The organism is Macrococcus sp. S115 (genome assembly GCF_030067655.1).
Lineage (GTDB): Bacteria > Bacillota > Bacilli > Staphylococcales > Staphylococcaceae > Macrococcoides > Macrococcoides psychrotolerans.
Genome location: NZ_JASJES010000003.1, coordinates 146,985 through 159,872, shown reverse-complemented (window position 1 = coordinate 159,872; position 12,888 = coordinate 146,985). Strand labels below are relative to the sequence as shown.

Here is a 12,888-nt window from a genome sequence, read left to right as displayed (position 1 = left end):
TTATAATACCTTTGCTTGAAAGAAGATAGCATTGTAAGGTAGACTAAAAGTGATCAAATATATTTATTAAAGGAGAAAACATAATGTCTAAATCAACACCACACATTAAACCAGAAAACAATCCAATCGCAGAAACAATTCTCTTACCTGGAGATCCACTTCGCGCTAAGTTTATTGCAGACACATATTTAGAAGACGTTGTTCAATTTAATGAAGTACGTAATATGTTCGGATACACTGGAACTTATAAAGGAAAGCGTATCTCAGTTATGGGTACTGGTATGGGGATTCCGTCTATCGGCATCTATTCTTATGAATTGATTCATACCTTTGGTGTGAAAAATTTAATTCGTGTAGGTTCTTGTGGCGCAATGCAAGAAGATATTAACGTATACGATATTATCATTGCTCAAGGTGCATCAACGGACTCTAACTACGTGGCGCAATACGGACTACCTGGTCACTTCGCACCAATCGCTAACTTCGATTTACTTGCACGTGCGAAACAATTAGCTGATGAAAAAGGTGCTGTCAGTCACGTTGGTAACGTATTATCATCAGATATCTTCTACAATGCGAATGAAGACGCAACTGATAAATGGCGTTCAATGGGCATCTTAGCTGTTGAAATGGAATCTGCAGGATTATACATGAATGCTGCTTATGCTGGTGGAGACGTTCGTGCACTTGGAATCTTCACAGTAAGCGACCACTTACTAACACACGAAGAAACGACACCTGAAGAGCGTCAAACATCATTCACTAATATGATGGAAATCGCATTAGAAATCGTAGAGTAATACAATAGATCAATAAGCCGATACTTCTAAGAAGTATCGGCTTATTAATTAGAGTTTCTGTTTTAGTTCGTATAATTTATAAAACGGGCTAAGGGGTAAAATAAAGTCTCCAATATATTCTTCAATATGTGCATTGAAGCCTTTCTTAAATTTAAGTACACCATAATCTTCAGCATCTTCAGTGAATACACCCGTTACACCATAAAAATTATAAGTTTTTAAATTCAGGCTCTTGGCATACTTAATCATTTCAAACATCATATTATAGGGCCCCATAAATTGATTATACTTAGGATTAGAACCACTTGATAAATAATATAATTCATGTTCATTATGAATATACAATGCACTTGCTAAGTGAAGAATTCTGCCATCTGTCTGCTTTAAAGATTCAATTTCTGCAACTTTCTTCTTCTCTTTATCAACTGCTTTGGAAAGCTGATCAACTTTATTACGTAATTTTCTGAAGCCAGGGTTTTCATCCAACTTCAATTTCTCTTTATTATATTCGTTTTCTTTCTGTTTTAAATCTTTATGCAGAATATCAAGATGCTCATCTAAATCAATGTAACTTAATACAAGCCTACATTGATCTTTGTATATCTTTTGCATCTTAACGAAGTAATCAAAGTCTCTGAACGAGAAACCATGTTTATCTTCAGCCATCTGAAATAATTCAAAGAATTTATCTGTTTCTTCAACCGATAAATCTCTTAAACGAACACCCATCTCATACGTTTTCTTAATGTTACGTCTCGTTTTATATTCCATTTCCTTTAATAATTCATCTTCAGATTTACCTTCAAGATTAAGCACTGATAAGAATCTGGCTTGTGAATCATTAGAATACCCAACTGGGAATCCACGATGGTGGTACCCTAAACCTTCCATCTGTCCAATAAAGCCTTCCACATCATTTGACTCCGTAATATTACCGTCGTGATCTCTATAGTTCATAATAATATGTGGATCTATCAATGCAAATAAACCATTATGTGATTTTAAATACTTTCTTAGCTCTGTGTAGAATAAATCAACAAGCACCTTATTTGAATAATCCATCACAGGACCACGATGCGAGTAGAAATAGTTAAAGTACTTAAAAGCGCGTGCACTCGTTAATAGACATGCAGCAAGTACTTCATCTCCCTCTTTAACCCCAACAATATGTACAGGTTCATTATGCTCAACTTTATAATCGTAATGAATTCTTGATTGTGTGTAATGACTGAAATGCTCATTCACAAAGGATTCAAATTCATCTGGTTGTAACTCGCAAAACTTCATCTTGTACTCCCTCTCTATTTAACTGTTTATTATTAATATAACATTCACCACATGAAAACGACAGAGATACCATATACTCTGCTTTGAAATCATTTATTTAATATAACTTTGTAGAAAGTCAGTAAAAACTCGCAATTCTTCAGCATTTAAATTCACCATCTTAATCGGTCCAATATCGAACGTTATAGTCAATGTATCCTCTTCACTTGCAACTCCGTGAATTTCATGCATGCCAACCACTCGTTCATAAACACGCTCTCCCATATCAACATTCATAAATAAACGTTCACTTGTTGCAATGTACGCACCTTGCAATTCACTCATACCATTAGGTGTCGGGAATAATACCGTCCCTTCGATTTCTGGTCCTAATTGTTCCGTTGGAAATAACTCTTCTTCTGATATTTTTCTAAATTGTGCCATAATATCCTCCTAAAATAATTTTTATTTGTTTTAAATATACCCTTTTCTATCCTATTTATGATATCGATTTGTTTTAAATCACTTAAAATCGTTGCCATACCTATTTGTTTTCGTTTTATAAACCTAAACATTTGGGTTATATTACTTTTATACAGAATTATATGGAGGCTATTATGCAGCAATGGATTATGGATGTCATGGAACAGTTCGGTTACTTTGGTGTGTTCTTACTCATCCTACTTGAAAATGTGTTTCCCCCGATTCCATCAGAAGTTATATTAACGTTTGGCGGATTTATGGTTGATCAGTCCCCAAAACTATCATTTGCTGGAATGCTCATCGCTTCTACGCTCGGCGCAGTTGGAGGTGCAGTCATCCTCTATTATTTAGGTCATATCCTAGGCCTCAGAAGAATAGAAAAGATTATCGATAAATATGGTTTCATCTTAAGACTCGACATCGAAGATATTCATAAAGCAAACAAATGGTTCAATAAATATGGTTATACAGCAGTATTCTTATGTCGCTTTGTTCCCCTTATCAGAAGCTTAATCTCTATCCCGGCAGGACTCAGTCAGATGTCCATCGTTCCTTTCATACTCTACACAACAGTCGGAACAATTACCTGGAATGCCGTTCTCATATACTTAGGTATGGCGCTTGGACAGAACTGGGAGAAAGTACTGCAATATTTTGATATGTACTCTAATGTACTTTATATCGTAATGGCAATACTGATAATTGCAGTCGTTATCTATCTGTATAAACGCAAAAAATAATTACCATTTCATTAACATGGTAAATTAAAAAAATATGTGCTATAGTTATATCAAATCAATCGAATATCCTAAGACTTATGTCGAAGGGGAGTAGCTAAGGGGTAACCCGATTATAATGTCGTCATTACGAAGTACACACTTCCGGCATTATAAGAATGTACATTCAGCGAGACCTTTGCCAATACTTTTTGGCATGGGTCTTTTTATATTCAAAATTTAAGGAGTGAACATATGGATCCAAGTATTTTATTAGCATATGCATGGGTAATTGTCGTATTAGTATTATTAGAGGGGTTGCTAGCAGCAGATAATGCCATCGTAATGGCAGTAATGGTAAAGCACCTACCTGAAGAACAAAGAAAGAAAGCTTTATTCTATGGTTTAGTCGGTGCATTTGTGTTTAGATTAATTGCACTATTCTTTATTACAGTACTTGCGAAGTACTGGTGGATACAAGCAGCTGGTGCAGCATACTTGCTATTTATGTCCGCGAAGAGTTTATACACATACTTTAAAAAGAAAGATCACGCAGATGATCCATCCGTACCGAATATTGCTGAAGAAGAAGGTAACGAATCGAAAGGCAGCGGTTTCTGGATGACTGTACTGAAAGTTGAGTTCGCAGACATAGCTTTTGCAATCGACTCAATGCTTGCAGCAATCGCAATTGCTGTTACACTACCTCACGTTGGTCCGGATTTTATGGGACTTAATGCAGGACAATTTGCAGTAATGTTTACGGGAGGAATGTTAGGTGTTATCTTAATGCGATTCGCTGCAACATACTTCATCAAGTTGCTTGAGAAATATCCAGGACTTGAAGCAGCAGCATTCGCTATTGTAGGATGGATCGGTGTGAAACTTGTTGTACTGGTGCTCGCACATGATTCGATACACGTATTACCACATGATTTCCCACATTCATTACCATGGCAGTTAATCTTCTGGGGTGTACTACTTTCAATATTAGCAATCGGCTTTATTACGAGCGCAAGACAGAACAAGAGAAGTCATTCATAATGAAATATGATATTCTATAGGCAACAAATGATATGAGAGAATCGTACTCTATAAAGACTATGATAAAACCCCAACATTTATATGTTGGGGTTTTATCGTATCATCAAATTCTGATAATAGACTCCTTTTCTAATAGTCTGATCTGATTTTTTACATATTCAATATTTTCCTCTTCTATAATATCAAAATCAGGTTCATCCAGAATTTGAAGAAACTCTTCTAATAATTCTATATCGTTAAAAGATGTAAGCTCTAACGAACGCCAGTAATGATAATAAGCTGCATCATATGCATCAACTTCATAGTTGAAATGAAAATGGTAAATACTTGCGACCATTTCATGATATTCTACTTCATCTTTAAGATGTGCAATATTTGATAAGTATTTCATCAAATAATAATCTTGTACTTCATGTTCCATAAAATACATAAGTACATCATTTAACTTTTTGTCCATAATCATCTCCTGCACTTCTTCAGGTAAACGTTTAAGAGCTATATGGAATGTATTCATAATGTTAACCTCATTTTTACCGACTTCAATATGTGACTGTCAAAATCATCTTCAAATTCGTCCTGTACTAAAAAACCAAATTTTTTATAAAAATTATAGCCAACCTTATTTTCTTTCTCTACTACAACGTCTATAAACTTTATTCCTTCCATCTGTGAAATTCCATGCTTTATAAGCGCGCTACCTATCCTTAAATTTTGGTAGTCCGGGAGTAAGTAAATAGCAGCCAGTTCAGCTATACCATTCTCATCTGGTTTGCTGAAATTTGCAAAGCCTACAACTTGATCTTCGAATTCTGCTACATACATTTTCGTCAACGCTAACCTTTTTTCTAACATAGATGAACTGTAGGCCATCTCTAAAAAATTATCTTGTATATGAAGCGGTATTATTCCTTCATATGTATCATGCCAGCTGAGTTTTGCAATGTGTTGTATCTTTGGAATATCATCTTCAGTCATACTTCTTATTTTAGAATTCATGCTATCCTTCCTTATATCTTTATAATTATTTATAAAAGTTTATTTTATGGTTAATCTATACATATTGAGTTGTTGGAATGACAGGCATGTCTTAATCTTTCTTCTAAGTATTTGATATTATAAATTATTAATATTTATATTTTTGTAAGCAAATAAAAGCCACTAATCAAGCCGCTTCTTTATTTCACTAACGCTAAAGCACATTCCCCGAGAAATGTTTTAGATACTGTAACACCTGTTTTTGTTTCGTTCAGTCGGATATATCCTGCTGATTCATAGTCTTTAAGATAATGCATCAGACTTTCTTCTGTCATCTCTGCATATTCATGTGCCATTAAATTTCTAAGTCTGTCTAGTGTAAGTTCGACGTCTTTATAGATTTCAATCGTATACATTACATATTTGAAGATATGCACTTCTTTATGTGCGATTTCGTTCTCTATATCTAGTGATTCCTGTTCATCGATTTCTCTTAATATTTCTTCAGATGTCATGCGTTCTTCTTGTAATCTACCCATCGTTACTTGTTTTAATTGTGCTTCATCTATATCATCTCGTTCACCGTTACTCATATTTTCACGCAGTTCAGCGTGTTCATCTAGCAATGCTGCTAATTGTTTTTCATTTATTTCATTCATCTTTAAATCCCCTTTCTTTTTCTATTTTATCATTTAAATTTAGAAGTTTGAATTATCAGCCATTGAGTGCTATTCTTAATTACATAATCGAATATGGCTAGGGGTGCTCTTAGAGCTGAGAAGACTTTGTCTGACTCTCATAACCTGATTTGGATAATTCCAACGTAGGGAAGCAGTTATCATTTATATAATTATAAATATTTATATATTTTTTATATATTTTTTATATATTTTGACCACCCGTAGTTTGTTTGCGGGTGGTCTTTTTTTGGAGGTTGCTTATGTTTTATATGATTACACCATTCGTGGAACCGAGTGATGCTGTTATACAGTCGATTGTGGATGTAGAAGCTTTGATTGATGGTGTGATTCTACGTCTAGATGCGTGTGATGATGCGCTGGATGTATTTATTATGCAGTTGAAACGGCACATAGATCCTTCTAAGATTATTGTGCATAATACACCTCATTTGATGATAAAGCATGGTCTGACACGCATCCATTTTAAGGAGCGTGCTGGTGATGCGATAGCATTCAAGCAACAACATCCTGAATTTCGTGTCGGTATGAGTGTGCACAGTGAGGACAGCGTGCGCCTGATTGATGGCGTGCTTGATTACTGTATATTCGGTCACGTCTTCCCTACGCCTTCAAAGCCAGGTCTCACACCTCAAAGTGCGTCTGTAATTGGCACAGTACTTTCATATGATATCCCGATTGTTGCAATCGGTGGTATCGATGAACATACGATACATCAGCTTGATACTCGATTTAGTGGATTCAGTGGTATTCGTTTGTTTCAGCATAAGGCACATCTTGAGCACGTTCGAAAGGAGTGGTTATTACGAAATTCGATGTCTTAATTATCGGTGGCGGCATTATTGGCCAGAGTATATGCTATCACTTAAAACAAGAAGGTATTTCGATTGCCATTATTGATGATTTTAGTAGATGCAGAGCGACGCATGCTGCTGGCGGTATGCTTGGTGCACAAAATGAATTTTATTCTGATTCCCCTCTCTTCCAGTTTTCTATGGAAGGGCAACATATGATGAAAGATTTTGCTGATGAATTGGCACATTTAGGTTATGTAATCGATTATCAGCAGCATGGTTTATTAAAGATTGCTTCACATGGCGAGCATGAATCTTTACTTCAACAGTATGATTTTCTTAATGCACAGTTTAAGACAACAGAGTTAGTTAAAAATCGTTTGGATGAGTTTGCACATGGTTATATCCGCAATCATGACCTTGCGATGTGGATTCCGACAGATGGACAAGTCAATGCTGTTAAATACCATCAGGCACTCATGACATTAAATGAAGATGTTACGTTTATTCACGATCGCGTAATAGACGTGAAAGCAAATGATGGATTTAATGTGCGTACCAGCTCGCAAACATATGAAGCACAGCAAATCGTCGTTGCAGCAGGTATGTATTCAGGTGACATCCTTAAATCTCTTGGTATCCATCTTGAAATGCACGGTGTAAAAGGTGAAGTGATGACGATACATCACCATACATTAGATATGAAAGAGACATTGTTCCAGACAAATGGGCATTATATCGTACCGAAGTCAGATGATTTATATGTGATAGGTGCAACGACATCGATGAATGGTGACAACACAGTAAGTGAAGAAGGTATCGACTGGCTAAAAGAAATGACGCTGGACCTATTACCAGAACTCATGAATGGTGAAATTGTCGATAGCAGATGCGGCTTTCGTCCCGATAACCCACTGCAGCGACCAGTAATCGATGAGGTCCGTGATAATCTATTTGTCGCAACCGGTCATTATCGTAATGGCATCCTCTTATCGAAGATTACCGGAGCACTGATGCATAAACTTATGTTCGATAAACAGCATCCGCTTGCAATGAAATATAAAGATCATTTTAAACTGGGGGATATACATGAAACTATACTTAAATGATGAATTGTACGAAACACAAGAAACGATGCTTGTTCCATTTTTAGAAACTTTGAATATCGATTTAAAGCGTGCGGTTATCGTAATCGATGATATGCCCGTACAAAAAGACAAGTGGGATGAGACTGAAATTAGACCAGAACAACGATTAGAATTATTAGAATTTGTAGGAGGCGGTTAATATGCTAAAGATTGGACCAATAGAACTTGAATCGAGACTCATCCTTGGTACAGGAAAATTTGAAAATGGTGATATACAGCGTGAAGCGGTAGATACAAGCGAAACGAATGCATTAACGTTCGCTGTGCGACGCATGAACCTCTATGATAAAGACTTACCGAATCCATTAGAATCTGTTGATTTAGATAAATATATTACATTCCCTAATACAGCCGGCGCTAAGACTGCAGAAGAGGCTGTAAAAATTGCTGAGATCGCCCGAGCTGCAGGGATGTGCGATATGATCAAAGTTGAAATTATCGGGGACGGTAAAACATTATTACCCGATGCGATTGAGACGTATAAAGCGTGTGAAATTCTGCTAGAGAGAGGATTTATTGTCTGTCCTTACATTCAATGTGATGTTGTACTTGCGAAGAAACTTGAAACGCTTGGTGCACATGCAATAATGCCACTCGGCTCACCTATCGGGACAGGTCTAGGTGTTAATGATGCCTTGAACTTAAGCTATATTATTGATGCCATCAGTGTACCTGTTATTGTAGACGCAGGTATCGGTTCACCAAGCGATGCTGCATATGCGATGGAGCTTGGTGCAGATGCCGTGCTATTAAATACAGCAGTGAGTCACGCGAAAGACCCTGTGAAGATGGCTGAAGCGATGAAACTCGCAGTTCATGCCGGTTTCCTTGGCGCTGCTGCCGGGAGAATCCCTAAGAAATATACAGCACAAGCATCGAGCCCTACGGAAGGCCTGGAATTTCTATGAGTCGCTATGACAGACAAATAAAAGCATCACAGTTTGGTGAACAAGGTCAGGACAATCTTTCAAAATCTAAATTTCTTATCATTGGTGCAGGTGCGCTCGGAAGTACAGTCAGTGAAATGCTTGCACGAAGCGGAGCCGCAGAAATCATTATATGTGATATGGATATTGTAAGTTTGTCTAATCTTCATAGACAAAGTTTATATGATGAAACAGATGTTCACCAATATGAATTAAAGGTGGATGCTGTAAAACGTCACCTTTCCCGTATTAATAGTGAAGTAACAGTCACCGCTATCCCCGAAGAGATTACAAGTGATAACTTGAAGCAACTGCTTGAAAAGTTTCAACCAAAGATTGTGATTGATGGTACAGATAATTTTAATACACGTTATGTCATCAATGATATTTGTCACCAACTTAGAATACCTTGGATATACGGTGCTTGTCTCGGGTCTAAGGGAACAGTCTATGCCATAGATTATTCAGTTGCATGTCTACGTTGCCTACTACCCGACCCACCGGATACAGGTCAGAACTGTTCATTAGAGGGAATACTCCCTCAAACAGCACATCTTACTGCTAGCTTACAAGTTTCAGAAGTAATGAAATATATTGCAAAGGGTCGCTTCTCTAATCACTTCATTACATTCGACAGTTTTAATATGAAATTTAAATCAACAGAGGCAACATTTTTCCGCAATAACAACTGTAAAACATGTGGAACGCATGATTATCCAGCTACTACGAGCAATACTCACTATATGACTAAGATGTGTTACGGTAAATACTCTATCAAGTTGCCTAGTAATATCTTCCATAAAGAAATACCAAACACTGTAAAATCAACACCTTTATTTAAAATAATTAAAGTAGATCATGTAACTGTACATTTGTTGAAAGATGGACATATTATCATTTATGATGTATATAGTAAAGCAGAAGCAAAGTCAATCATTTCTAGCCTTTTCACTATATCAGTATAATTTAATAGGTAAAATTATACTCCTCCTCCTTAAGTAGATTCAATGTTTTTTAAATTTATAATAAGAATGGTCACATAATTACAAATCAATTGTATTTTACAGTGTCATTTGTTATATTAGTATATGCTATTTCAAAATTTGACAATGCCAAATGAATGATTTTTTTTACTATACTAATATAAAGAAGGAGATTAGATGAAAAACGCCTTTCAACTCTTTTTACATGATTTAAAAAACATTAAACGTACACCTTCGTTTATCATACTATTACTTGGATTATCAATCTTACCGTCGTTTTATGCGTGGTTTAATTTGAAGTCTTCTTGGGATCCATACTCCAATACAGAATATTTAAAGGTTGCTGTCATTAACCACGATACTGGCGCAGAGGTCCAAGGCAAGAAAGTAAATGTCGGTAATCAACTCGTCACCAACTTAAAAGAAAATAAAAAGTTCGGATGGGTATTTACAGAAGATTTAAAAGAAGCGAATAAACAGCTAGAATATGGGAATTACTATGCTATCATTCATATTCCAAAGCATTTCTCAGATGACGTTACGAGTATACTTCGCAAAAAGCCAAAACGTGCACATATCGATTATAAAGTGAATCAAAAAATTAATGCCATTGCACCTAAAATGACTAACGCAGGGGCAACAGCCATCACACAATCACTGAACGAAAAATTTGTAGATAGTGCAACAAAAGCGCTACTCGATGAAAGTAATCGTGTTGGAATTAAGATAGAAGATAAATTACCACTTTACCATAAAATTGAAAACTCAGTATATGAAGCAGAAAAGGCAATTCCTGAGATGCAAAAATTTAAAAAAACAGTCAATAAAATTGATAGCCATCAAGGTGATATTACAAAATACGCTGATGAGTTCTATCAACTCAGTGAGTTTGAAGGCAAAATCAATGATGGTGCGGGAAAATTAATTAAAGCAAATGAGCATGCCGCAGATATTAACGCTGCTGGGCAAATGATCATCAATATTAATAACAATATGCCCCAAATTGAAAATGCGCTACAAAAAGCAAATACTATTGAGCAAAAGTTCCCACAAATCAATGATGCTGTCGCTAAAGGCATTCAGGCTACGAGCACAGCTCAAAGTGCAATCACTGGTGCACAAGGTGCAATGCCCGGAGTACATGAAAAAATTAGTAATGCTCAAAACGTAACACAAGGTGTACAAGGTGCAGCAGGTGAAGCCGAACGATTACTAGAAAATAGTACCGAATCTAAGACTAAAAATAGCACAGAGACATCTCTACCTTCAGGTGAAGAACCTTCTTCTGAACAAGCATCTTCAGAAAATGCAACAATAGAACAACCCTCAAGCGAAAAAAATGTTAAAGAGGAAGCAAAACAGACAGAAGCTTTAAAAAAACCAGATCTATTACCTGCTAAACAAGCATTAAATGATGGGTTGCTTGCCATCAGTGAGTTAACGAAAGAAGAAGCTGCAGCGACGCAAGATACTATCAATCAGCTTGATGAACTGAGCAAACAAAGCCCAGGAAGTTCTGAGGTTCTTGCCAAAAATATTGAAGTGTATAAACATAATTTAGAACAATCTATCGCTTACTATAATGAAGTGATCAAACTGATGAATCAGGCTGAAAAGCTTGGACTTGGGGATACATCAAAGATTAATGCACAGTTAAATCAATCTATCGATGCTTTGACAAAACTTAATGCATCACTAGACACAACTTTAAATGGTGCACGAGGTAATGGTAAAGTAAGTTTTGACAATAGCGCTATCCAAAACGCTTTAAAAGCACTCTCGTCACTTGAAGCATTTGCAAGTGCTGATATGAAGCAAATTCTTACAGATGGATTAGCCTCTATTGACAGCAACCTGGATACGATAGCTGGGAAGCTATCAAACGCTAGCCAATTTGCGAATGATGTAGATCGAATACTGGCTGATGCTGTTCAAATAACAAGTAATGCACACGAGACACTGTTAACGATTAATGCTGAACTTCCGGCATTAGAACAAAAATTCAGCCGTATTAACCAGACAGCTCAGGCTAACTTCCCTACCTTTAAATCTAAAGTCGGAGAAGCATCAAATTTTGTAGAAAGCGAGCTCCCGTCTGTACTAGGAGATCTAAATCGTCTAAGTAACTTTGCTGCAAAAGATTTGCCAAGTGTAATGGCTAAGTACAATGAAGCTTCAAAGTTATTACAGAACAACTTACCAGGTGCACAAGATAAGATTCATGAACTTGCGGTATTCTCGAATGAAGAACTACCAGGTATCGAAAAAGAAATTAAACAAGCTGCTGATAAGTTTAGAGAGCTTGATAAAAATGATACGTTCAACAAATTAATCAAATTATTACGCAATGACCTTGAAGATCAATCTGATTACTTTGCTGAACCGATACAACTAGATGAAACACAAGTATTCCCTATTCCAAACTATGGGTCTGCAAGTGCTCCATTCTATACAGCACTCGCTTTATGGGTAGGTGCGCTCTTAAGTGGTAACTTATTGACGACTGAACTTAAAGATAAATCTCTCATCGGTAAATTCTCACTTAGAGAATTATATTTAGGGCGTATGATCTTATTCTTATTACTGAGCGTTGCTCAATCTACAATTGTAGTCTTAGGTAATCTCTTTATTCTGGATGCTTATGCTAAGCATCCGGTATACAATGTTCTATTCGCAATACTTGTGGGACTTGCATTTACAATAATGGTCTATACTCTTGTGAGTTTATTAGGAAATATCGGTAAAGCTATCGCAATCGTTATTATGGTATTGCAAATTGCAGGAGGCGGGGGTACATTTCCGATTCAAGTCACACCTAAATTCTTCCAGACAATCCATCCATTCTTACCATTCACCTATGCTGTAGATTTGCTACGTGAAGCGGTCGGAGGAATTGTTCCTGAAATTGCATTCACTAAACTCGGTATGCTCTATTTAATGGCTGGCTTAACGTTTGCATTTGGCTTAGCACTCAAACCTAGATTTGAACCGATTAAAAAAGGGTTTTATGCAAGAAGTAAAGCAAGTAATCTTGTTGAATAAATTATATTAAAGC

At 36.4% G+C, this 12,888-nt stretch carries 14 protein-coding genes and 1 riboswitch; of the genes, 9 read left to right on the top strand and 5 right to left on the bottom strand.

What is annotated here, in order from left to right:
- Window positions 1–83: 83 nt before the first annotated feature.
- Window positions 84–800, top strand: coding sequence for a purine-nucleoside phosphorylase (gene deoD / locus QNJ52_RS05895; RefSeq protein ID WP_120786226.1), 717 nt, complete (start codon window positions 84–86; stop codon window positions 798–800).
- Between the two features lie 48 nt (window positions 801–848).
- Here deoD and QNJ52_RS05890 read toward each other — a convergent pair whose 3' ends face one another.
- Together QNJ52_RS05890 and QNJ52_RS05885 are read right to left on the bottom strand one after the other, a co-directional pair.
- Window positions 849–2,087 (bottom strand): aminoacyltransferase, encoded by a 1,239-nt coding sequence (locus QNJ52_RS05890; protein ID WP_120786227.1) that lies wholly within the window; start codon window positions 2,085–2,087, stop codon window positions 849–851.
- 93 nt (window positions 2,088–2,180) lie between these two features.
- On the bottom strand, window positions 2,181–2,510 hold the full coding sequence (locus tag QNJ52_RS05885) for a hypothetical protein (protein WP_219493582.1): 330 nt from the start codon (window positions 2,508–2,510) through the stop codon (window positions 2,181–2,183).
- A 173-nt stretch (window positions 2,511–2,683) separates the two neighbouring features.
- On the opposite strand from QNJ52_RS05885, the gene QNJ52_RS05880 reads away from it, so the two are divergent.
- Together QNJ52_RS05880 and QNJ52_RS05875 are read left to right on the top strand one after the other, a co-directional pair.
- Window positions 2,684–3,289, top strand: a complete 606-nt coding sequence (locus QNJ52_RS05880; RefSeq protein ID WP_283722087.1) for a DedA family protein — start codon at window positions 2,684–2,686, stop codon at window positions 3,287–3,289.
- Window positions 3,290–3,520: 231 nt separating this feature from the next.
- Window positions 3,521–4,309 carry a TerC family protein gene (locus QNJ52_RS05875; protein WP_283722086.1) on the top strand — a complete coding sequence of 263 codons (789 nt, stop codon included), beginning with the start codon at window positions 3,521–3,523 and terminating at the stop codon, window positions 4,307–4,309.
- A gap of 103 nt (window positions 4,310–4,412) precedes the next feature.
- On the opposite strand, the gene QNJ52_RS05870 is transcribed toward QNJ52_RS05875, so the two are convergent.
- The 3 genes from QNJ52_RS05870 to QNJ52_RS05860 form a co-directional block, all read right to left on the bottom strand.
- Entirely contained in the window at window positions 4,413–4,823 is a 411-nt protein-coding gene (locus tag QNJ52_RS05870; RefSeq protein WP_219493579.1) for a hypothetical protein, read from the bottom strand.
- Entirely contained in the window at window positions 4,820–5,305 is a 486-nt protein-coding gene (locus QNJ52_RS05865) for a GNAT family N-acetyltransferase (RefSeq protein ID WP_283722085.1), read from the bottom strand. Before QNJ52_RS05865 ends, QNJ52_RS05870 begins: the two co-directional genes overlap by 4 nt.
- Window positions 5,306–5,484: 179 nt before the next feature.
- The gene (locus tag QNJ52_RS05860) at window positions 5,485–5,943 is read right to left on the bottom strand and encodes a hypothetical protein (protein ID WP_283722084.1); all 459 of its coding nucleotides are present in this window, start codon (window positions 5,941–5,943) and stop codon (window positions 5,485–5,487) included.
- An 89-nt stretch (window positions 5,944–6,032) separates the two neighbouring features.
- A riboswitch (TPP riboswitch) is annotated at window positions 6,033–6,131 on the top strand.
- Between the two features lie 93 nt (window positions 6,132–6,224).
- Between QNJ52_RS05860 and QNJ52_RS05855 the strand changes: the two genes are divergently transcribed.
- The 6 genes from QNJ52_RS05855 to QNJ52_RS05830 all read left to right on the top strand — a co-directional run bounded on the left by QNJ52_RS05855 (window position 6,225) and on the right by QNJ52_RS05830 (window position 12,875).
- Window positions 6,225–6,806 carry a thiamine phosphate synthase gene (locus QNJ52_RS05855; protein ID WP_283722083.1) on the top strand — a complete coding sequence of 194 codons (582 nt, stop codon included), beginning with the start codon at window positions 6,225–6,227 and terminating at the stop codon, window positions 6,804–6,806.
- Window positions 6,779–7,885: an NAD(P)/FAD-dependent oxidoreductase gene (locus QNJ52_RS05850; RefSeq protein ID WP_283722082.1), complete on the top strand. Its 1,107-nt coding sequence runs from the start codon at window positions 6,779–6,781 to the stop codon at window positions 7,883–7,885. The genes QNJ52_RS05855 and QNJ52_RS05850 overlap by 28 nt, the downstream gene beginning before the upstream one ends.
- The gene (gene thiS, locus QNJ52_RS05845; protein ID WP_099483314.1) at window positions 7,866–8,063 is read left to right on the top strand and encodes a sulfur carrier protein ThiS; all 198 of its coding nucleotides are present in this window, start codon (window positions 7,866–7,868) and stop codon (window positions 8,061–8,063) included. Before QNJ52_RS05850 ends, thiS begins: the two co-directional genes overlap by 20 nt.
- Before the next feature lies 1 nt (window position 8,064).
- Complete coding sequence (locus tag QNJ52_RS05840) at window positions 8,065–8,832, top strand: thiazole synthase (RefSeq protein ID WP_283722081.1); 768 nt, start codon at window positions 8,065–8,067, stop codon at window positions 8,830–8,832.
- Window positions 8,829–9,815: a HesA/MoeB/ThiF family protein gene (locus tag QNJ52_RS05835; protein ID WP_283722080.1), complete on the top strand. Its 987-nt coding sequence runs from the start codon at window positions 8,829–8,831 to the stop codon at window positions 9,813–9,815. The genes QNJ52_RS05840 and QNJ52_RS05835 overlap by 4 nt, the downstream gene beginning before the upstream one ends.
- A gap of 195 nt (window positions 9,816–10,010) precedes the next feature.
- Window positions 10,011–12,875, top strand: coding sequence for a YhgE/Pip domain-containing protein (locus QNJ52_RS05830; protein WP_283722079.1), 2,865 nt, complete (start codon window positions 10,011–10,013; stop codon window positions 12,873–12,875).
- Window positions 12,876–12,888: the final 13 nt, after the last annotated feature.

Excerpts from the sequence above, each read along its gene's own strand:
- deoD (WP_120786226.1), top strand. The coding sequence starts at position 84 with ATGTCTAAATCAACACCACACATTAAACCAGAAAACAATCCAATCGCA.
- QNJ52_RS05890 (WP_120786227.1), bottom strand. The coding sequence starts at position 2,087 with ATGAAGTTTTGCGAGTTACAACCAGATGAATTTGAATCCTTTGTGAAT.
- QNJ52_RS05885 (WP_219493582.1), bottom strand. The coding sequence starts at position 2,510 with ATGGCACAATTTAGAAAAATATCAGAAGAAGAGTTATTTCCAACGGAA.
- QNJ52_RS05880 (WP_283722087.1), top strand. The coding sequence starts at position 2,684 with ATGCAGCAATGGATTATGGATGTCATGGAACAGTTCGGTTACTTTGGT.
- QNJ52_RS05875 (WP_283722086.1), top strand. The coding sequence starts at position 3,521 with ATGGATCCAAGTATTTTATTAGCATATGCATGGGTAATTGTCGTATTA.
- QNJ52_RS05870 (WP_219493579.1), bottom strand. The coding sequence starts at position 4,823 with ATGAATACATTCCATATAGCTCTTAAACGTTTACCTGAAGAAGTGCAG.
- QNJ52_RS05865 (WP_283722085.1), bottom strand. The coding sequence starts at position 5,305 with ATGAATTCTAAAATAAGAAGTATGACTGAAGATGATATTCCAAAGATA.
- QNJ52_RS05860 (WP_283722084.1), bottom strand. The coding sequence starts at position 5,943 with ATGAATGAAATAAATGAAAAACAATTAGCAGCATTGCTAGATGAACAC.
- QNJ52_RS05855 (WP_283722083.1), top strand. The coding sequence starts at position 6,225 with ATGTTTTATATGATTACACCATTCGTGGAACCGAGTGATGCTGTTATA.
- thiS (WP_099483314.1), top strand. The coding sequence starts at position 7,866 with ATGAAACTATACTTAAATGATGAATTGTACGAAACACAAGAAACGATG.
- QNJ52_RS05840 (WP_283722081.1), top strand. The coding sequence starts at position 8,065 with ATGCTAAAGATTGGACCAATAGAACTTGAATCGAGACTCATCCTTGGT.
- QNJ52_RS05835 (WP_283722080.1), top strand. The coding sequence starts at position 8,829 with ATGAGTCGCTATGACAGACAAATAAAAGCATCACAGTTTGGTGAACAA.
- QNJ52_RS05830 (WP_283722079.1), top strand. The coding sequence starts at position 10,011 with ATGAAAAACGCCTTTCAACTCTTTTTACATGATTTAAAAAACATTAAA.